At 59.9% G+C, this 20,319-nt stretch carries 18 protein-coding genes; 6 read left to right on the forward strand and 12 right to left on the reverse strand.

Features of this window, described 5'->3' with window-relative positions; all coding sequences use genetic code 11:
• The first annotated feature begins 108 nt into the window (after positions 1-108).
• The gene (locus tag B0D78_RS07265; protein ID WP_078016312.1) at positions 109-639 is read left to right on the forward strand and encodes an OmpH family outer membrane protein; all 531 of its coding nucleotides are present in this window, start codon (positions 109-111) and stop codon (positions 637-639) included.
• A 112-nt stretch (positions 640-751) separates the two neighbouring features.
• Here B0D78_RS07265 and B0D78_RS07270 read toward each other — a convergent pair whose 3' ends face one another.
• Positions 752-1,636 (reverse strand): LysR family transcriptional regulator, encoded by an 885-nt coding sequence (locus B0D78_RS07270; protein ID WP_078016313.1) that lies wholly within the window; start codon positions 1,634-1,636, stop codon positions 752-754.
• A 140-nt stretch (positions 1,637-1,776) separates the two neighbouring features.
• Between B0D78_RS07270 and B0D78_RS07275 the strand changes: the two genes are divergently transcribed.
• From B0D78_RS07275 to B0D78_RS07285, 3 genes are all read left to right on the forward strand, one after another.
• The gene (locus tag B0D78_RS07275) at positions 1,777-2,958 is read left to right on the forward strand and encodes a pyridoxal phosphate-dependent aminotransferase (protein WP_078016314.1); all 1,182 of its coding nucleotides are present in this window, start codon (positions 1,777-1,779) and stop codon (positions 2,956-2,958) included.
• A gap of 1 nt (position 2,959) precedes the next feature.
• Entirely contained in the window at positions 2,960-3,634 is a 675-nt protein-coding gene (locus B0D78_RS07280; RefSeq protein ID WP_078016315.1) for an RraA family protein, read from the forward strand.
• Between the two features lie 76 nt (positions 3,635-3,710).
• Positions 3,711-4,937 carry a dicarboxylate/amino acid:cation symporter gene (locus tag B0D78_RS07285; protein ID WP_078016316.1) on the forward strand — a complete coding sequence of 409 codons (1,227 nt, stop codon included), beginning with the start codon at positions 3,711-3,713 and terminating at the stop codon, positions 4,935-4,937.
• 105 nt (positions 4,938-5,042) lie between these two features.
• On the opposite strand, the gene B0D78_RS07290 is transcribed toward B0D78_RS07285, so the two are convergent.
• Positions 5,043-6,059 carry a LysR substrate-binding domain-containing protein gene (locus tag B0D78_RS07290; RefSeq protein WP_078016317.1) on the reverse strand — a complete coding sequence of 339 codons (1,017 nt, stop codon included), beginning with the start codon at positions 6,057-6,059 and terminating at the stop codon, positions 5,043-5,045.
• Between the two features lie 248 nt (positions 6,060-6,307).
• On the opposite strand from B0D78_RS07290, the gene ilvD reads away from it, so the two are divergent.
• Positions 6,308-7,966 (forward strand): dihydroxy-acid dehydratase, encoded by a 1,659-nt coding sequence (gene ilvD / locus B0D78_RS07295; RefSeq protein ID WP_078016318.1) that lies wholly within the window; start codon positions 6,308-6,310, stop codon positions 7,964-7,966.
• Between the two features lie 81 nt (positions 7,967-8,047).
• Here ilvD and B0D78_RS07300 read toward each other — a convergent pair whose 3' ends face one another.
• The 8 genes from B0D78_RS07300 to B0D78_RS07335 form a co-directional block, all read right to left on the reverse strand.
• Entirely contained in the window at positions 8,048-9,175 is a 1,128-nt protein-coding gene (locus B0D78_RS07300; protein WP_078016319.1) for an aminotransferase, read from the reverse strand.
• 13 nt (positions 9,176-9,188) lie between these two features.
• Positions 9,189-10,001: a histidinol-phosphatase HisJ family protein gene (locus B0D78_RS07305; protein ID WP_078016320.1), complete on the reverse strand. Its 813-nt coding sequence runs from the start codon at positions 9,999-10,001 to the stop codon at positions 9,189-9,191.
• A gap of 12 nt (positions 10,002-10,013) precedes the next feature.
• Positions 10,014-11,495 (reverse strand): Na+/H+ antiporter NhaC family protein, encoded by a 1,482-nt coding sequence (locus B0D78_RS07310; RefSeq protein ID WP_078016321.1) that lies wholly within the window; start codon positions 11,493-11,495, stop codon positions 10,014-10,016.
• A gap of 289 nt (positions 11,496-11,784) precedes the next feature.
• Positions 11,785-13,335 (reverse strand): citrate lyase subunit alpha, encoded by a 1,551-nt coding sequence (gene citF, locus B0D78_RS07315; RefSeq protein ID WP_078016322.1) that lies wholly within the window; start codon positions 13,333-13,335, stop codon positions 11,785-11,787.
• Positions 13,336-13,337: 2 nt separating this feature from the next.
• Positions 13,338-14,210 (reverse strand): HpcH/HpaI aldolase/citrate lyase family protein, encoded by an 873-nt coding sequence (locus B0D78_RS07320; protein ID WP_078016323.1) that lies wholly within the window; start codon positions 14,208-14,210, stop codon positions 13,338-13,340.
• Positions 14,210-14,476, reverse strand: coding sequence for a citrate lyase acyl carrier protein (gene citD, locus B0D78_RS07325; RefSeq protein ID WP_078016324.1), 267 nt, complete (start codon positions 14,474-14,476; stop codon positions 14,210-14,212). Before citD ends, B0D78_RS07320 begins: the two co-directional genes overlap by 1 nt.
• An 84-nt stretch (positions 14,477-14,560) precedes the next feature.
• A complete protein-coding gene (locus tag B0D78_RS07330; RefSeq protein ID WP_168170050.1) occupies positions 14,561-15,145 on the reverse strand; it encodes a nitroreductase family protein in 585 nt (194 codons plus the stop codon).
• Positions 15,146-15,299: 154 nt separating this feature from the next.
• On the reverse strand, positions 15,300-16,478 hold the full coding sequence (locus B0D78_RS07335; RefSeq protein WP_078016326.1) for a 2-methylaconitate cis-trans isomerase PrpF family protein: 1,179 nt from the start codon (positions 16,476-16,478) through the stop codon (positions 15,300-15,302).
• 83 nt (positions 16,479-16,561) lie between these two features.
• Between B0D78_RS07335 and B0D78_RS07340 the strand changes: the two genes are divergently transcribed.
• A complete protein-coding gene (locus B0D78_RS07340; RefSeq protein WP_078016327.1) occupies positions 16,562-17,512 on the forward strand; it encodes a LysR family transcriptional regulator in 951 nt (316 codons plus the stop codon).
• Between the two features lie 4 nt (positions 17,513-17,516).
• On the opposite strand, the gene B0D78_RS07345 is transcribed toward B0D78_RS07340, so the two are convergent.
• Together B0D78_RS07345 and B0D78_RS07350 are read right to left on the reverse strand one after the other, a co-directional pair.
• Entirely contained in the window at positions 17,517-18,896 is a 1,380-nt protein-coding gene (locus tag B0D78_RS07345) for an MmgE/PrpD family protein (RefSeq protein WP_078016328.1), read from the reverse strand.
• Positions 18,893-20,314, reverse strand: coding sequence for an MmgE/PrpD family protein (locus B0D78_RS07350; protein ID WP_078016329.1), 1,422 nt, complete (start codon positions 20,312-20,314; stop codon positions 18,893-18,895). The genes B0D78_RS07345 and B0D78_RS07350 overlap by 4 nt, the downstream gene beginning before the upstream one ends.
• Positions 20,315-20,319 lie beyond the last annotated feature (5 nt).

Consider the following 20,319-nt stretch of genomic DNA (forward strand, 5'->3'; position numbering starts at 1 on the left):
GAGAAAAAGGGCGGAGTCTTATTCGCTCCGCCCTTCTTCTTTGTTCGTTTTTTATTTGTTTCTATTTATTTTCTATCAATTTGCCATTTATTCGAGGAGGTTTTATCAGTGAAACGTTTGATGCAGGCGGCAGTTTTATTTCTGACATTCGCTATGTCCGCGGCGGCGTCCGCCACGGAGATCGCCGTGGTGGACACGGAAAAGCTCCTGGTCCAGTCCGAACCCGGCAAGCTGGGACGGGCCCATCTGGAGGCAGTGCAGAAAGTGCTCCAGAAAGGGTATAACGACCTGCGGGCGCTGTACCGCGGCCAGGAGAACACGGCCGAGGCGCAGAACGCGATCGCGCAGGGACAGGCGGCGCTGGAACGGCAGATGGAAGTGGAACGCGCGGCGGTGACGTCGGTGCTGCAGTCGGAACTGATGGCGTCCGTGGAAACGTGGCGGAAGAAGAATCCGAAGTTCCACGCGGTGATGGCGCGTCAGCTGCTGCTCGACGCGGCGCCCAGGCTGGACGTCACCGACGCCGTGCTGAAGGAGATGAACAGGCGCAGGCCGAAGTTCGCCGCCCTTCCCACGGTGACGGTGAAGAAGCCGGAAGTCCCCGCCAAGGCGGAACAGGCGTCTGCGGAAGCGAAGTAACGGCCGAAACAGGAAAAACGGAACGACAGGATCCCCGAGCGGGGGAGGCGCAAAAAATGCGTCCCCCGATCGGGGATCTTTTCGTCAGGGCTGGCGGGCGGCCGAAGCGGGCTCATACGTGATACGGAAGCGTGCGCAGGAACGCGTCGAGATGCCGTTCGAAGCGGGCGATCATCTTCGTCCGCCCGCTGCCGGGCGATTTGTGGAGGATGAGGAAGCATTCGCGGTCCGGGGGGTTTTCGGCAAAGGCGTGGATCTCGATTTCCTGAGTGTCTCGATAGGCCGCGACGACGGATTCCGGGCACATGGCCCATGTCCCCGGCGCCAGGTAATTCAGCAGCGCCGCCGGCGTGTCGACGTGGACGACGGGATGGGTCGACGGGTTCCACCAGTAATCGTGCCACTGCTGGATGGTTGGGCTCCAGGCGAGATAAATTTCGTCCTGCTTGCGAAGCTGCTGCGGATGAACGGCGTGTTCGTTCCAGGGGCTGCCGGGGCGGCAGATCATGGAGATGGGTTCGCGCAGGACGGAGCGGGTGACGATGTTGACGTAACGGGCGTCGCGAAAGACGAAGCCGACGTCGGCTTCTTTGTTGTCGACCAGGTCGTATATCTCCAGCGACTGCTGGGTGCGCAGGCGCGGAAAATAGCCGAGGCCCGGGAGCCGCTTCAAGAAAGGTCCCAGCACGAAGTTGATCAAACTGTCCGGACTGGCGATGACCAGCGACTGATCCGGTTCCGTGTCCTTTAAGCGGAGGATTTCCTGATAGCTGTTCTCCCACTTTTCCGCCAGTTCGAGAAAGCGCATGCCCTGTGCCGTGATTTCGACGCGGCGGATTCCCTTCTGCCGATCGATCAGTTTGATGCCCAGCTCCTGTTCGAGGCGCAAAAGTCTCTGGCTGATGGCGGACTGCGAGAGCAGCAGCGCCTGCGACGCCTGGGTGATGCTGCGGCTGCTGATGATGGCGCGGAAAAGTTCGATATCGAAAGAGTCCATTCTCCTGTCTCCCCGGGGAATAAATAGTGATTTTATTGATATTAAACATTAAAATTATTCGTTGGACGTTGTAATTAGCCAATGATACCATAAAAAAATAAAAAGATACATGATAATAATATATGAAGGAGGCGTCGGATATGTCTTTGAATTTGAACCGGGAGATCGCTGCGATCGTTCCGTCGGCTTCGATGGTGACCATGGCCAAAGCGAAAAGGCTGAAAGCCGTGGATGCGGAGATCGTGGATCTGGCCGGAGGCGAACCGGATTTCGATACGCCGAAGAAGATCTGCGACGAACTGTTCCGTCAGATCAACGCCGGCTATACGCACTACACCGTGGGCAACGGCCTGCCGGAGCTGCGCGAGAAGATTGCGGCCAAGCTCCGTACCGAGAACGGCTGCGCCGGCTATGACGCCGACAGCGTGATCGTCACGCCGGGCGGCAAGTACGCCATTTACGCCGCTGTGCGTGCGCTGGTGAATCCCGGCGACGAGGTCATGTACCTGACGCCGGGCTGGGTGTCGTATCCGGCCATCGCGCAGGCGGCTGCGGCCGTTTCCGTGGCGGTCCCCCTCGACCCCGACGGGGGCTACCGCATCACCGAAGAGGCTCTGGAAGCGAAGGTGACGAGCAAAACGCGCCTGCTCATTGTCAATTATCCCAACAATCCCACCGGCCGGGTGCTGACGCGCCCCGAAGCGGAAATCCTGCGCGGCTTCATGCTCCGCCACCCCGACGTCGTGCTGCTGTCCGACGAGATGTACGAGAAGATCCTCTTCGACGGAAACGAGAACATCAGCCCGGCCTCCTGCGCCGACATTGCGCTGCGCGTCGTCACGGTCAACGGTTTTTCCAAATGCGTCGCCATGACGGGCTGGCGCATCGGCTACATGGCGGCTTCTCCCGGGATCGTCAAGGTGGCGGGAAAACTGTTCCAGCACACGATCTCCTGTACGAGCGGCTTCATCCAGAAAGCCGCGGCGATGGCCTTTAAATGCGGCGAGGAGATCGAAGCGATGCGCCGCACATATCAGGAGCGCCGCGACTTTTTTGTCGGCGGGCTGAACGCCGTTCCCGGCGTGCACTGCGAGATGCCTGAGGGGGCTTTTTATGCCTGGACGAAATTCGATCTGCCCGGCATGGATTCGAACCAGGGCGGCGAGTATATCCTGAACAACGCCAAGGTGGTGGGCGTGCCCGGCGTTTCTTATGGGGAAGAAAAGGGCTGCTGGATGCGTTTTTCCTTTGCGACCGACGACGCGCAGCTGCGCCGTGCCGTGGAGAACATCGCGAGAATGATGAAAGGGCTGAGAAAATAACATGAGCACGATTGGCTGTCGGATCCGTACCGATTTTCCCCGTCCGCCCCGTGAACTGGTGGAACTGTTTCGCGGCGTTCCTGTGGCGAACATCGACGACTGCATGAACCGCATGGCCGCCGTCGACGCGGCGATTCGTCCGCTGAACGCGGCGCCGCTGCTGGGCACGGCTTTTACGGTCAAGGTCGCCGAAGGCGACAACCTGATGTTCCACAAGGCCATGGACATGGCCCAGCCCGGCGACGTGTTCATGATCGACGCCGGCGGATGCACGGAACGCTCGATTTTCGGCGAGCTGATGCTGACGTACTGCAAAGTCCGCGGCGTGGCCGGCGTGGTCGTGGACGGCGCGGTGCGCGACGCCGGCGCCATCGCCGGGATGGATCTGCCTGTTTACGCGCGCGGCGTCACGCCCAACGGGCCGTACAAGAACGGCCCCGGCGAGATCAACTATCCCATTTCCCTGGGCGGCGTGATCGTCACCCCCGGCGACATCGTGGTGGGCGACGCCGACAGCGTGCTGGTGATCCGCCCCGGCGAGGCCGAGGATCTTGCCAAAGCTGCCCGCGCGGTGGTCGAGAAGGAAGCGACGATCATGGCGGGCATTCTCAGGGGCGAATACCCGCGTCCCTGGGTGGACGCCAAGCTCGGGGAGCTGGGCTGCACGGTCGAATGACTCTTGGCCGTAAAAGAAATCGTCGCGTCCGGATGAACGAAACGGTTTTATCGCAGTTTGCAGAAGGAGGGGTATTATGAACTTTTGGTCCAAGCTGTCCATGTCCCGTAAGATCGTCGTCATGATGTGCGTCGGTATCGCCGCCGGCATTTACTGGGGCCCTGCCGTGACGGTGATCAAGCCTGTCGGCGACCTGTTCCTGCGCCTGCTCAAGATGCTGATCGTGCCGCTGGTGTTCTTCACTCTGGTCGCCGGGGTGACCAGCATGGAGAGCCCCGGGAGCCTGAAAAAGATCGGCGGTTTCATCGTCGCCTTTTACCTTTTGTCTTCTCTCGTTTTTGCCGCTATGGGCACCGGCGTGGCGCTTGCGCTCCGCCCCGGCAGGGGAGCCGAGGGCGTGCTCGGCTCCGTGGTCAAGGAAGTGACGGTCGGCAGGTATTCGGCGATCGACACGATCCTCAACTGGATCCCCGAGAATCCCGTGGCTTCCATGGCCAACATGAACATGATCCAGGTGATTTTCTTCGCGCTGATCACGGGCGTGGCGCTGCTGCACCTGAAAGACAGGGTCCCCGCGGCGATCGCTTTTTTCCGCAACATGGCCGACGTGATGATCAAGATCACCGAGTTCGTCATGGGCTTCGCCCCCTACGGCATCGGCGCGCTGGTCGCCTGCGTGGCGGGCACGATCGGCGGCAAGATGATGACGGCGATCGCCAAGTTCTTCGTCGCCGATTACGCGGCGATCCTAGCGGGCATGTTCGTCGTGTATCCGCTGGCGCTGAAGATCTGGAACGTCCCCGCTCTGCGCTTCTTCAAGCACGTGGCTCCGGCCATGCTGGTGGCCGCCACGACGACTTCCAGCGCCGCGACGCTGCCGATGGAGATGAACATCGCCGAGGAAAAACTCGGCCTCGACGAGAGCGTTTACGGGTTCTCGCTGCCGCTGGGCAACACGATGAACATGAACGGCATGGCCGCCGCTTTCGGCGTGATCGCCGTCTTCGCTTTCGACATCTTCGGCGTGGAGATCACGCCGCTCCGTCTCGTGCAGACCGTTCTGCTGGGGCTCATGCTGGCGGTCGGCGCCGCCGGCGTAAAGGGCGCGGGGATCGTTATGTCCGCCGTGTTCTTCGAGTCGCTGGGGCTGCCGCTTGGCCTCGTCCCCATCCTGGCGGCGATCTGGCCCGTGATCGACATTCCCCATACGACCGGCAACGTCACCGGCGACATGGTCGGCACGATGGCGGCCTGCGCCAGATTCGGCAAGGTGGACTGGAACGTTTTCAACGCCGACGCGTAGAAAACGCCCGGCCGCGCCTTTAGATCTTCGAAAATTCTCTCCGAATGAAAAAAGTTCCCCGCCGGACAGGGCGCGAAGGCGCCGCCGTCCGGCGGGGAACTTTTTTCATTCCTGTGGAAGAGCCGTCTTTTCGGCTTTCGTTCCCGGCTCGCCGGCGCGCAGCCACTGTTCGAGAGCGGCGTCTTCGCTTTTCATGGTCTCGACGAGCATCTGCCCGAGAGCGCTGATGAACTTGGCGGGGCGGGCGCTGCGCGGCGTGACCAGCTCGACGGCGAGCCGGTTTTTGTCCCGGAGCGGGAAGACGCGCAGGCGTTCTCCCGGTTTTTCGCGGCGTTTTTGTCCCTTCAGGCGGTGCAGCTGGCCCCGGGAGCAGATGGTCGCGCAGCCGCACTGCCGGCAGAGGTCGAGCATGATGTCGAAGTTGCTCACCTCGACGTGCAGATTCGGCTTGAGGCCGCTTTTCTGCCAGAGCTCGCGCACGAGCAGCGTCGTCGTGCTCATGTCGTTGCCCTGAACGAAGGGGACGTCGGCGAACGGCGTCAGGTCGGCGCCGCTGCGGCGGAGTTTTGCCGCGGCGGACTCGTCGCAGTCGGGGAACGCGCGGCTCAGCTGCGGTTCGGGAACGACGAGGTAGAGCGGCTCTGCGGCGATCGGCACGAACCGGAACAGCGGGCTGTGTTCGGCGCCGACGCCGACGAACAGGTCGAGCGTGCCCTCGACCGTCATCTTCTGCAGGTCGCGGGTGTCGCGAAGCGCGATCTTCACGTCGACGCGGGGAAAACGGCGCTGGAATTCGGGCATGATCCGGGGGATGAAGATGCGACCGCGCGTGAGGGGGATGCCGAGGCGGACGGTGCCGCGCATGCCCGCGCTGACGTCTTCCATCTCGAGCGCCATGTTCTCTTCCAGCTGGGCGATTCGGCTCAGATAATCCCGGAGCGTCCGGCCTTCGCGCGTCAGTTCGAGCCGGGGACGGCGGTGGAAAAGTTTCACGCCGTACCGCTCTTCGAGCCGGCGGATGTGGTCGCTCAGGCACTGCGGCGTGACGAAGGCCCTTTTGGCGGCGCGGGAAAAACTCAGCTCCTGGGCCGCCAGCAAAAACATTTCCTGTCCTGTGGTCATGACCGTTCTTCCTTTCCCGCGAATGTTCCACGTGGAACATCCGCTCTCGGTTAACGTGCGGCGGAGCTCTGTCCGGCACGCTCCGCGCGTTTTTTACGATGCTACCAGAACGGTCGAACGATGGCAAGTTTTTACTTGTAATAAACGGTGTTAAATATTGTTTTTCTTTTAAGACGGATCATTTTATAATCGAAACAAACGATGCGAACGCCTTCGCTCGTTTGCGAAACAAAAAGGGGGGAGCGCAGATGGGGCAATGGAAAGGACGCGACGCGGACGATCCTCAGGAAGCCTATTGGGCGGGGCTGATGAATTCCTGCGGCTATCGCGTCAAGGATCTGCACAAGCCGGTGATCGGCATCGTCAATTCGTACGCTGACGTCAACCCGGGGCATCGGCCGCTGAAAGATCTGGCGAATTTCGTCAAAGAGGGCATCTGGGCCGCGGGCGGCGTCCCCGCCGAGTTCAACGTGCCGGCGCCCTGCGACGGCATGGCCCAGGGCGATGGCATGCACTACATCCTGCCGCAGCGCGATCTGATCGCCGGCAGCGCCGAAGCGATGGTGAACGCGCACGGCTTCGACGGCCTCGTGTTCATGTGCAGCTGCGACAAGATCGTCCCCGGCATGCTCATGGCCGCCGCCTCGCTGAACAAGCCGACGCTGTTTTTGACCTGCGGCAGCATGATGCCGTGGGAGACGCAGGAACGCACCTTCGTCACTCCCGACCTGAAAGAGTCCATCGGCGAACGCGCCGTCGGGGCGATCAGCGAGGAGACCTTCAGCGAATACCGCGAGAAGATCTGCCATTCCTGCGGCACGTGCAGCATGTACGGCACGGCCAACACCATGGGCGTCTTCGCCGAAGCGATCGGCGTCTGCCCGATCGACAGCACCACGATGCTGTTCTGCTCGTCGGGCAAGTACAAACAGGCCCGCGACGTGGGGGAGCGCATCGTCGAACTGACCCGGGAGGGCGTGCGCTTCCGCGACGTCGTCGGCGAAGGCAGCCTGAAAAACGGCCTGCGCCACATCGCCGCCACCGGTGGTTCCACGAACGCCCAGCTGCACGTCTGCGCGCTGGCCAAAGTGATGGGCATCAAGCTGGACATCGGCGACTTCGACGCGATTCAGAGAGACGTGCCCTGCATCGCCAAGTTCAAGCCCTCGTCGAAGTACAACATCTACGACTACTACAAAGCCGGCGGCGTCGGCGCCACGCTCAAGGCCATCGAACGCCACCTCGACCGCGCGGCGAAAATGGCCATGGGCGGCACCATGGGCGATCTGCTCGACCGTTTCAGCCGCGCGGTCGATCCCGCGGTCATCCACAGCGAAAGCGCCCCGCTTTATCCCGACGGCTGTTTCGCCGTGCTTTACGGCAACATCGCCCCCGGCGGCTGCATCGTCAAGAAGAGCGGCGTCGATCCGGAGATGTTTCATCACCGCGGCCCCGCCGTGTGCTTCGAGTCCGAGGAAGAACTGCGCCGCTGCATGATCGACAGGAGCGTCAAGCCCGGCTGCGTGCTGGTGATCAAGTACGAAGGCCCCAAAGGCGGCCCCGGCATGCGCGAAATGTCCATTCCCGCCGCCATGCTCGTCGGCATGGGACTGCACAAGAGCTGCGCGATGATTACCGACGGGCGCTATTCCGGCGCCACCCGCGGCCCCTGCATCGGCCATGTCACGCCCGAAGCCTGGGACGGCGGCCCCATCGCCGCGGTCCAGGACGGCGACATGATCGAAATCGACATCGACCGGCGCAGCATCCATCTCGAAGTCAGCGACGAAGAGATCGCCCGCCGCCTTGAAAACGTCACAAAGCCCGACCATCCCGCCAAAGGCGTGCTGGCCGCTTACCGCAAAATGGTGAACGGCACCGATTCCGGCTGCACGTGGCTGTACTGAGGTCAAGGGTTCGCTTCAAAAAAATTCCCCTGAAATCGGATGAATCCGTTTTCAGGGGAATTTTTATGGAGCTGTCCTATTCTATTCCAGCGTCTTCATGAACTGGCTGATGCCGTCCAGGCCGGCCTTGAGGTACTCGGCGGTGTTGCCGGCGTAGCCGAGGCGGAAGCAGCCGGGCATTTCGAAGCAGTCGCCGGGGGACACGAACACTCCGGTCCGGTCGAAGAGTTTCTGGCAGAAGTCGTACGAGTTCATGTCGAAATCGTAGTAGAGCAGCGTGATCGAGCCGCCCTGCGGCTTCACCCAGGAGATGTGCGGCTCGCTTTGCACCCAGCCCTCGACGACCTGCAGATTGTCGCGGATCACGCGCTGTCCGCGCTCGATCAGAGTGCCGGCGTGTTTCAGCGCCAGCGCGGCGATGGTGTCGTCGAGGTTGCCACAGCTGACGAGGTTGTAGTCGCGGTGCGACAGGCAGGAGGCGACGAAATCGCGGTCGCGGCAGGCGATCCAGCCCATGCGCAGCCCCGGCATGGAGAACACTTTCGAGGTGCTGCTGGTGGAGATGCCTTTTTCGTACAGATCGGCCACCGAATCGATCCATTCGCCGTTCTGCGTCAGGTGCCGGTAGGATTCGTCGCAGAGTAGCCAGGCCCCCGCGGCGCGGGCGATGCCGACGACGCGGCGCAGCGCCTCGTTGGAGATGACGGAGCCGCAGGGATTGTTGGGGTTGATGATGCAGATCATCTTCGTCCCGGGGGCGGCCAGACGTTCCAGTTCGTCGAGATCGGGCTGGAAGCCGTCTTCCTTGCGGAGCTTGAGCCACTTCACGTCGGCGCCATAGCCTTCGGGGATCGAATAGAGCTGCTGATAGGTCGGTACGATGCTGACCACGCGGTCGCCTGGTTCGATGAGCGTGTAGAAGACGTGGTGGTTCGCGCCCGCGGCGCCGTGCGTGGGGACCACGTCCGCGGGCTTCAGCGTGCGGTACAGGCCGCAGACGCCCTGCAGCAGTCCCGGCGAACCGCCGATGTGGCCGTAGGACAGACGGCGCGAGCAGAGCTCCCCGAGAAACGCTTCCCGATCGGTTCCCGTCAGTTCCAACAGGCCGTCCAGCGTCAGGTTGACCACGCCGGTGCTGGAGATGTTGTATTTGGCGGTCTGTTCGTGAGCGTTGATCCACTCTTCGACTTTAAACGGCTTGATGTACATGGAAATCCCTCCGTCACAGCGGCAGGAACTCGGGCTGATGATTTTTGAACACGCAGTAATATGTGAAGCCCGCGTCTTTGAGAATGTCGCCGGCGATGTCGAAGCACGCGCCGATCCGTTCCGGGAAGTGCGCGTCGGAACCGAGCGTGACCAGTTCGCCGCCCAGCTCGCGGTAGCGTTTGAACACCTCGCGTCCGGGGCTGGAATCGCGCATGCCCACGACGAGAGATTTTGTGTTCAGCTCGACGGCCTTGTTCTTTCTGATCGCCGTGAGCAGCATGGCGTCGATCAGGTCGGCGTACTGCGCGTAAGCGAAGCCCTCGTTCTTGCCGGGGATGTCGCGCAGCACGTAATCCAGATGGCCGACGGTGTCGTAGCCGTCGGTGACGGACAGGTTTTCCAGCTCTGTTTCGAAGTAGGCGCGGATCGAGGCTTCCTTGCTGCGCCCCTCGTAAAGCGTCTGGTCCTCCGTGTCGCGCCCCTCGAAAATGTGCGTCGAGCCGATCACCATGTCGAACGGGTAGTCGGCGTAGACTTTGTTGTGCTTTTCCGCCAGGTGGGGCTGCAGGCCGAACTCGATGCCCAAAAGCATCTCGATGCGTCCTTTGTAGGCTTCGCGCGTTTTCAGCAGTTTTTCGACGTAAGCGCCCACGTTGCCGTTCTCGTTCAGCTGGTAGGTGCTGTGCCATTGAGGATAATCGTAATCCTGGTGGTCGGTGATGCAGACGTACTTCATCCCCAGTTTGACGGCGCGGTCGAGCTGGTCTTCGATGGTCGTCTTCGAGTCGCTCGAAGCTTCCGTGTGAATGTGAACGTCGCAGTACATTTCCGCGCGCCTTTACTGCGCGGCGGCGCGCCGGGCGGCTTTTTCACGCTGCTTGCGGGTCGGCGACGTGCGCAGCCCCAGGCCGGTGAAACCGTAGAAAATGGCGAGGAGCCAGACGATCCAGCTGAAGAAGGAGTAGCGCAGGAACGTCGTGCTCGACGAGAAAAGCACGCTGGCGTAGAGGATCCCCGACGAAGTCCAGGGGAAGAAACCCGAGGTGCCCGTGCCGAAGTCCTCCAGCGTGCGGGACAGGTTCAGCGTGTTGACGCCCATCTCCTCGTATTTGGACTTGAACATGCTGCCGCCGATCAGCAGCGAGACCGTGGAAGAACCGCCGACGGCCGTCAGCACCACCATCGAGATTCCCGTGGTGAGGATCAGGCTGCCCGTGCTCTTGACGAAGCCCATCAGCGAGTCCAGCAGCACGTCGAGACAGCCGCACTGCTCGGCGATGGCCGCGAAGTAGAAGCACAGCCAGGTGGCGACGAACGTCTTGTTCATGTCGGCGATGCCGCCGCGCTCGAGCAGCGTCTTGGCCGCCTTGCTCATGGCCGCGACGTCGAAATCGGGATGCGCCGCCAGCACCATTTTGGAATTGAAGCCGCCGTACAGCACGTTGACGGCGTCTTTGGCGGAGAATCCCTGGTAGAGCACGCCGATGACGACGGCGATGAAGCCGGCGCCGAAGAGCACCAGCGTGGTGGGCTTCTTCGTGAAAGACCCCCAAAGCAGGAACGCGACCGGGATCAGCAGCACCCAGTGGAACTTGAACATGGCGCTCAGCGACGCGAGCAGCGCCGCCGAATCCTTGCTGACCACCGCGGGCGTCTCGGGGGAGTTCATGCCGATGGAGACGTAAATGCCGATGGCGATCAGCGCCGCGGGAACGACCGTCTTGGACATGTTGATGATGTGATCGAAAATGTCGTTGTCCGTCGTCAACGAGGCCAGGACCGTCGTGTCGGAAAGAGGAGAAAGCTTGTCGCCGAACTGCGAACCGGCGTAGCAGGCTCCCGCCACCAGTCCCAGATTGACGTCCGGCATCGCCATGGCCAGCCCCATCATCGCCAGTCCCGCCGTGGACGCCGAACCGTTGGACGTACCGGTCACGGTCGAGAACACGCAGCAGAGCAAAAAGGCGCAAAGCGCGATCCAGCGCGGCGAGACCACCTGCAATCCGTAATAGATCAGCATCGGCAGCGTGCCGGAGAACATCAGCCCGCCCAGCATGAAGCCGATCGCCAGCAAAATCATGATCACCGGCACCGAACGGCCGATGCGTTTGCCCACGGCCGATTCCATCTCGTCCCAGGTGTAGCCGCACCGCCAGCTGATCAGCGCCGAATAGGCGGCGACCACGACCATCAGCGGCACGTAGTTCAGCCCCCACAGCGCGCCGGCGCCGAACGTCAGCAGCAGAAAAACAACCGTTGAGACCGCTTCGAACGTGGTCGGCTTTCTCTTCTCTCGCGCTTTCTTCTCCGCGCTGGACATGGAAAATCCCTCCCGATCGAGTGTTTTATGTGAAGGGAACCGGCGGTTCCCTAAACATCCTTTTGTCGCTGAATAAGTTCTAATTTGTATACAATGAAAATCTTATGACAATAGAATTATACCTTATAACAAAGCTTTGTCAATCGGGGCGAAGATATTTTTTCAAGAACGTTGGAATGCCGCAGCGCAACGACGCGAACAAAAACCGCGCCGGCGGAAAAACGTCGCGCCCGGACAAAAAACGGAGTCGGCCGAGAAACTCGACCGGCTCCGTTTTTTGTATGCGATTTTATTTTTTCTTCAGCTGACGCACCACGTCGATGACCGTGCCGTCGCGCCATTCGATGACGCCGACGATCCGGTCGGTGGTCTCGACGGGATCCATGGGGCCGGACATCCGCCTGGCCTTGTCGGCCAATTCGTCCATGGAGATCACCGGCACGTCACGGATCCCCCGGCACGCCTCGACCAGGTCGGCGCGGCGCGGATTGACGGTGATGCCGTACTCCGTGACGACGGCGTCGACGCATTCGCCGGGCGTCGTCACCGAGTAGACTGTGTCGGTGACGCAGGGGATGCGGCCGCGCAGCAGCGGCTGGGCGATGATCGTCAGTTTGGCGCTGGCCGCCGTGTCCTGATGGCCGCCGATGCCGTGCAGCAGCGCGCCGTCGGCTTCCGTGTTGACGTTGACGTTGAAGTCGCGGTCCACTTCCGTGGCGCCGAGAATGACCACGTCGAGCATGTTGACCGCGGCTCCCCGGTTCCATGGATTGGCGTACATGTCGGCGGAAATTTCCACGTGCCGCGGATCCGCGGCGATGGATCTGACCGCGCCGAGATCGAAGGACTGCACGTCGAGCAGCTTGTCGACCAGCCCCTCGCGAAGCAGGTCGACGAAATAGCTGGTGATGCCGCCCAGGCCGAAACTGCCTTTGATGCCTTTCCTGAGCATGGCGTCTTTCATGAACGCCGTCACGGCGAGGGCGATGCCGCCGGCGCCGGTCTGGAAGGAAATCCCGGTTTGGAAGTACGGGCTCGCTTCGATCAGTCTGGAGGCGTAGCGGGCGATGAGCAGCCGCAGCGGATCTCTCGTCACCTTGGTGGTGCCGGAGACGATGCCCGCGGGATCGCCGATGCTGGGGACCGCGACGACGAAGTCGGCGCAGGTCTGGTTGATCGAGATCGGCGCGTTGGGATAGGGCACGAGGTTGTCGGTGACGGCGACGACGCAGTCGGCGTACTGACAGTCGGTGAAGGCGTAGCCCAAAGACCCGCAGGCCGAGGGGCCCTGCACGCCGTTCATGTTGCCGTAACGGTCGCATGACGGCGCGGCCATGAAAGCCACGTCGATATGCACGTCGCCGCACATGATGGCGCGCGGCCGGCCGCCGTGGCTGCGCAGCACCGCGGGCTCCCCGAGCCCCCCCGCGGAGACGATCTGGCCGATGGGGCCGTTGACGGATCCCCAGATGCGGGCGACGACGCCCGATTGGATATGATCGATCAGATGCTTGTGCACGCCGAAAAGCGCCGTGGGAAAGAGGGTCAGGTCGCGGATTCCCATTTCCGCGCAGGCGTCGATCACCTGGTTGACCACGTAATCGCCGTTGCGCAGATGATGGTGGAAGGAAATGGTCATGCCGCTTTTCAGGCCGGACGCGGCGATGGCGGCTTTGAGGTCGGGCAGCACCTTGTCGGTGCGGTCGGCGTTGGTGACGCGCAGACGCGGGCCGACGACGTTGCCCGACGGCTGAAGGGCGAAAGCGCCGCGATAGGGTTTGACTTTTCCGTATCCTTCGATAAAGGCGGGGATGTCCCGTCCCAGTGCGTTGAGAGGCATGGCTATTCGTCCTCCTTTTCCAGGCCGGCCTTGACGAGAATGTAACGGGCGCGCTTGACCACGGGAACGTCGACCATCCGTCCGTCCACGGACACCGTGCCGAGGCCGCGCGCGCGGGCGTCCTCGGCCGCGGCGATGATGCGCTGCGCCTTTTCGATTTCCTTCTCCGAGGGCGTGAAGATCTCGTGGATGACGGGGATCTGGTTGGGATGGATGATGCTCTTGCCGTCGAACCCCAGATCCTTGGAAAACTGGGCGTCGCGGCGCAGACCTTCGTCGTCGGTGACGCGGGGAAACATCAGGTCGATGGCGTCCACCCCGGCGGCGCGGGCGGCGATGACGATCATGCGGCGCGACCATTCCAGCTCGGTGCCTTCGGGCGTGCGGCTTGTCTTCAGATCGGCGACCAGATCTTCGCCGCCGGGCAGGATGGCGGTCACGCGCCTGGAAGCCATGGCGACGTCGTAGGCATGCCAGATCCCGTAGGCCGTTTCGAGGATGCAGAACAGCTTGATGTGCCCCTGCGCGATGCCGTATTTGTCCTCGAGGCGGCTCAGCTCTTCGTCCACGTCTTTGATGACCTGCGGGCTGTCGGCCTTGGGCAGGCGGATGCCGTCGAGGCGTTTGCAGGGAACGACGGCCTCGAGGTCTTTCTTCCAGAACTCGGTGTCGGCGCCGTTGATGCGCACCGTCACTTCCACGCTGCCGAAGTCGCCGCGCCGGAGAAATTTGGAGATCATGACGCGGGCCGCGTCCTTTTCGGACAGCGCCACGGCGTCCTCCATGTCCATGACGATGCCGTCGGAGCCGAAGAGATGACCGCGCACCAGCATATTGGGATTGTTGCCGGGCAGATAGAGCATCGTGCGGCGCATTATCTCTCACCTCTCAGACGCTTCACGGCCGTCTCGACGCGCGCTTCGAGCACCACGTCGAGCGCGCCGCGGTCGTTCACGTTCACCGTCAGGTCGTTGGCGCCCAGCGCTTCGAGCGTGTCCCTGACGGCCTTTTCCATGGCGGAGCGGAAACGGCTGACGCCGTTCCCTTCAAGTTCGACGACGAGGCCGGAACCGGGAGCTGCCTCGGTCACTGTGACCAGACAATCCATCGATTCAAGCGTGCCCGCGCTTGCTGTTTTCATTCCCAAAAGACCTCCTTAAAAGGGCTTTGTTCAACGGACGAGTATTCTCGAAAAGGTTCGCTCTAAAAATTATTATTGTAAAATTTACAACGAAATGTCACTCTGGATGCGGCCATCTTTGCGTGATGGAACCGGCGGATTATCTATGTTCGTATGTCCTACGCACAGCGAGGCGAGGATTACTTCATCATCCGTAAGTCCCAGTGGCACAAAAAGCGCACGGAGAGCCGGCACATCAGTGAACCAATGTGGTTGGTTGATCCAACATGCGCCAAGTCCCAATGAATGTGCAGCCAGTAGCATGTTTTCGACAGCTGCCGCACATTCAGCCATTCCATTTGTCCTGTCTCGAGGGGCTACGGCAGAGATTAGTACCGGTGCATGATAGATAAAATGGTAATGAGGTGCCTTTGCACGTGCGACCGAAAAATCCATGATATCATTCTCTGTCAATTTATGTGTGAGTAGTTCGCGCTGTATGACAGCATTAATTCTTGCTAAAGACTCATGTTTTGTCTGCACAAACAGCCTTACCCTTTGTGTATTATGCCCAGTTGGCGCATGTAAGCCACAGTCGATAATCGTTCGGAGAAGTTCTAATTCAACCGGTGTATCTGAATAGTTGCGTATACTGCGACGCGAAAGTATGTTCTGAATAACAGTGTTCATAGTTAAGCCTCCTCTAATGGTAGCTCTCATGAAAAACATTATAGACAATAATTATTCGCTTACAAATACTAATACTGTGAAGATCGCCGTTGCTTTAGCAGTACAAAAGCAACGGCGATCTTGGGGATAGCACAGCATACTGCTTCGAACGGACTTAGTCGCGGACGTAGACCCAGCCTTCCATGATGCGGCGCGCCGTGCGATCGAGATTGCCGCTCAGCACGGTATGAGTGCCGTCGGAGTTGTCTTTCAGATCGGCGTAGGCATCCATGACGCCCCAGGGATGGCCGATGCGGATGTGCGCGGCGTGATTGTCGGGGCGCTTGCCGCGGCCGCAGACGATCTCGTTGACGATCGTGCCGGGAGTGTTGGCGGCGGTGATGGTGCAGATCGCGCCGGTGCCCATGTAAGCGTCGATCATCTTCATGTTGACCGAGAATAAACGTCCGACCAGGTCGATATCTTCGGCGGAGATGGGCTTGCCGCTGCCGGCCGTGTAGTCGACGGGCCGGCGTACGAAAGCGATCTTGGGCAGCGTCTGGCTGTTCTTTCTGGCGTCTTCGAGATCTTTGGCGAAGCCCAGCGTGATGGCGCCGGTGCCGCGGATGATCTCGAGGACGCGGCAGATTTCCTGGCAGTTCGGCAAAGCGTTGAACTCCGCCGGAATCTCGGTGCCGGAGACGCCGAAATCCTCTGGATGGACGAAGATCACGGGATTGGCGGCGTCGACGAAGCTGTACTCGTAGGTCGTGCCGTCGACAGTGATGGAGTCTTTGACATGCCCGGTCGGCAGCAGCTTGCCGGAGGCCGCTCCCTGAGGCGCCACGAACTTGAGCGTGACTTTTGCGGCCGTGCCGGGAACGCCGTCGATGGCGAAATCTCCTTCGGTGACGGCGCGGCCGTCTTTGACGGGAACCTGGGCGACGATTTCCTTCTGCGTGTTGGTGTTGAAGATGTGAACTTCCGTCATGGGCTCGACGGCTTTCACCAGGCCTTCGTCGATGGCGTACGGCCCGACGGCGGATGAGATGTTGCCGCAGTTCATGGTCTTGCCGACGATCGGCGCCGTCACGTCGACCTGGCCGAACGAGTAATCCACGTCGATGCCGGGACGGCTGCTCTTCTTGATCACGGCGACCTTGCTGGTGGACGTGTTGGCGCCGCCCATGCCGTCGATCTGGCGGCGATCCGGCGAACCGAAGGCGGAAAGAATCACCTTGTCGCGTTCCGCCACGTCCTGCGGCAGGTCCTCGTCGCGAAAGAACACCGCCTTGCTCGTGCCTCCGCGCATATAGACGCAGGGAATTTTCCTGTTGGGCTTGTAGTCGGCCATCGTAAAACTTCCTTTCTTATCCGCAATTTTTGAGATAGAATGTTTGTGGAAATGTGCAAATTTTATTTGCGAGGTGAAGCGTCGTGCTGAACAATTACAACTATTTCATCACTCTTGCCGAGGAGAAGAACATCTCCCGCGCCGCGGAACGGCTGTTTATTTCCCATCAGTGTCTGAGCAAATACCTGAAAAACCTCGAGCAGGAATACCGCGTCACGTTTTTCGAACGCTCTCCCAGGCTGAAATTGACGGTAGCCGGCGAAGCCATGCTGAACATGCTGCGCCAAGTCCAGTTTCTCGAGAGGAACCTGGAAAGCCAGCTCGACGACATCCGTCAGTCCAGAAGGGGAATCATTCGTCTGGGAACGACCGAGGGACGCTATCGGATCCTGTTCCCCGATCTGCTGTCGCAGTTCAAAAAGATCTATCCCGACGTGCTTCTCGAGGTCAGTTACGCCACTTCCGAACAGTTGACCGAAAGCGTTCTCAAAAATGAGCTCGACATCGTGCTGATGAACAAGAGCTTCGTGAATCGCAGCCAGCTCACCGTTCAGCCGCTGCTGGACGAAAGGATCTATCTGGTCATTTCGGACAACATGCTTGAACAGTACTTTCCGGAGCGGTATCCGGAATGCCGGGAACTCTTCGCGGCGGAAGGCGCCGATCTGAAGATGTTCCAGCACGTTCCCTTTATCCTCAACCGTAAGAGCTTCAACAGCCGTATCATGCTGGACTCTTATCTGCAGGCCCATAACCTTCATCTGAACTGCGTCATGGAACTGACCCAGCTGGATCTGCATTTCATGATGTCCGCCCGCGACTACGCCGCCAGTTTCTGTTGGTCCATGTACATCCCGCTGATCCGGCGCATGAATCGGGCGGATCCCGAACGTCATCTGAACGTATTCCCCGTCAAGGGCGTCGAGGCGCTGAACCATATGGTTCTGGTGACTCAAGAGGGAAAAATCCTGCCGGAATACGGGCGTGAGTTGATCGAAGTGATAAAAAGAAACTGCGCCGGGTTTGAGAAATAAGTCGTTAAGCGGGAGCCTCGTTCAGCAAATTCATGAGCGGTTCCACGGAGTTCTGTTTTTCGAACGCGCCGATGAAAGAGAGGATCGCGCCGATCTTTTCTTCAGACAGTGCGGCAGCGGCATTCGAACGGAACTTGCCTTCCAGTTCATTCCAGCCGACGGGATTGCCGGGCGAGCCCTTCAGGTCGTAAAGCTCTTTTTCGAAAACGCGTCCGTCTTTCAGCGTGATCTTCACCTTGGCCCCGCGCTTTTTGGGGAACGCGGACTGCACGTCGGGGTCGATCACGCAGGTAACTTTCCGGGCCAAAGCGAGAAGCTCCGGATCCCGGTAGTGCTGGGGCGTCAGGTCGACAACGCCGAACCGGCGGTCGCGAAGCGCCACGGCAGAACCGTAAGCAAGGCTGAATTTGGCCTCGCCGGAATTTTGCGGCGCCGTGATGGTGCCTGTCAGCTCATAGGCGACTTTGTGCGTGCCGATCCAGATGCTTTCCACCTGTGCCGGAGTGATATTATTTTCCGACGCCAGGTCGAGGACCGCTTCAATGCCGGGCTGAGCATGGCGGCAGGAAGGATACATCTTGTTGTAGGTGTCGCCGATCGACCAGACCGTGCCGAGACCTTGACAGACCGCTTCAACATCGACGTTTTCCGACTGAGTGTTGAACAGGCCGTTCGGACCTTCCAGCGCTGAAAGACACCCCTCCATGCCGGTCTGGGCGATATAGGCGGCCATGATGCCGTTGTAGGCGGCGTTGCCGACCTGCACGCATTTCGAACGCTGCCCCGACTTCGTCGCTTCCATCGTGCCGCTGGCGAGCATCCCCGCCTGGCCAAGACCGTTGGCAAGCTGTTTCGCGTCGAGCGCGAGAAGTTTGCCGGCCGCGGCCATGGCCCCATAGGCGCCGCAGTTGCTCGAAGGGTGGAATCCCTTGTTGATCTGCGCCGGGTTGACGTGGGCGGCGATACGGTAAGTTATTTCATACCCGATCGCCACGGCGGCAACGATCTCTTTGCCTGTCCGCCCGAGCGCATTCCCCATCACGAGCGCCGTAGGAACAATGACTGCCCCGGCGTGGCAGCCGGCGTTTTTGTGTCCGTCGTCGAGCTCGACGGCGTGGGCGTACGTCGCGTCGATCATGGCGGCGTGGGCGGCGGGAAAAACTTTTTCATTTGAACCGATGACGCCGCAGTTCCCGATTCCCAGATGCCTGCAGGCTAATTTGATCTGTTCGCGATAATCCCAGTTGATGCTCCCGGCGACCGCAGCGCCGAGAGTGTCCATGATCCGTTCCTTGGCCAGATAGACGACGCTTTCCGGAAGCGATTCATAGTTTGTTTCGGCAATAAAACGTGCGAATTTCTCGGTGAGGTACATTTCTTTCATCGGCCTTTCTTGTGAGAACTGCGTCGATTGTGCGTGATGCGGCTCTCGTTCCAAGGATGATAAAGATTTCCAGGCGCTGAGAGTTCTTCAAAATGGGCGAGCCTTTCAGCAAGTTCCGAAGCGTAAGGCTGGTAAGGCGTGTTCTCCGTCATTCGGCAGAATTTTTGTTTCAGTTCTTCCCACGAGAAGGGGTTCTCCGCTTCTCCCCGCGGCAAGGAGACGAACGTCTCGTGTGTTTGCCCGTCCTTTGTTCCCACGGATACCCGGACTGAGCCCCAACAGCTGGGATGAGCCTGCACAAAGGCGCTGACCTCTGGGTCCATGACGAGCTTTATTTTCTGAGCTGTTGCAAAAACGTCAGATTGTTTCATGGCAGCTGCCAGTACGCGTTCGCTGGCGATGTGTCCATTTTTCAACGCCACAGCCATGGTGAATTCGAGGCTGTTCTGTGCCGAAATCTCCGTCCGAGGACAGGGTTTTGACAAACGCCCCACAAAAGGCGTGGTGTAGACGATGATTGAATCTATGTTCTCGGGAGTCAAATGGAATCTTTCTCGCAGATCGAGAACGGCGTCGATAGCGCAGTGGAGGCCGCGCATACAGGCGTGAGCTTTGAAGTAGATTTCGGAGATTTTGAAGACGGAGCCAAGCTCCGCTACGGCTTTTTCCGGTTTGGGATGGTTGGAGAATGCCTGAGCGAAACCTTTTTTCCCTTCGAATATCGCTTCCGGGCCCGTAAAGCCGCTGAGCGCCAGTTGTAGAGACATCTTGGCGTTTCTGATCGCCCAAGCGCCGCTGAGCACCTTCCCCATGGATCCATCATTTTGGTATTCGATGAGCTCTCCTGTGAATGTTGCTGCGAGACCAAGAGCGTCCTTCATCTGGGCTGCATCAAGATTGTAAAGTTTACCAAGCGCGGCTGTACACGCTACGGAACCGGTGACGCTGGTTGATTCAAAACCGCGCTCACGGTACGAAGAAGGGTTGATTGTTTCCCCGATCCGGATGTACGTTTCATATCCGGCGATAACGGCTGTAAGCATCTCTTTGCCGTTCGCGTTCATAACCTGACCATAAGTCATCACGGCGGGAATGAGGAAACTGCTGGGATGCCCCATAGCAACACGGTGACCATCGTCTAAGTCCGACGACCGCGCCATCAATGTAGAGATGAAAGCGGCATCGTCGGCGGGAAAAGAATCCCCTCCGGGAACAAAGACGAGTGATCCTTTTGCGTCGCCGGGAAAAGCCTTGATATGTGCTTTTGCTTTTTCGCCGACGGCGGTGCAGCAACCATAGAGCATATTGCCCGTTGAATCGAGGATACACTGTTTGGCTGAGTCAAGCGTCTTATTGGGAATGTTTTTATAATGTAGTTCCACGAGGAAATCTGCTAACCGTTGTACGAGTCCAGTCATGCTAG

It is taken from the genome of Pyramidobacter sp. C12-8, from assembly GCF_002007215.1.
Lineage (GTDB): Bacteria > Synergistota > Synergistia > Synergistales > Dethiosulfovibrionaceae > Pyramidobacter.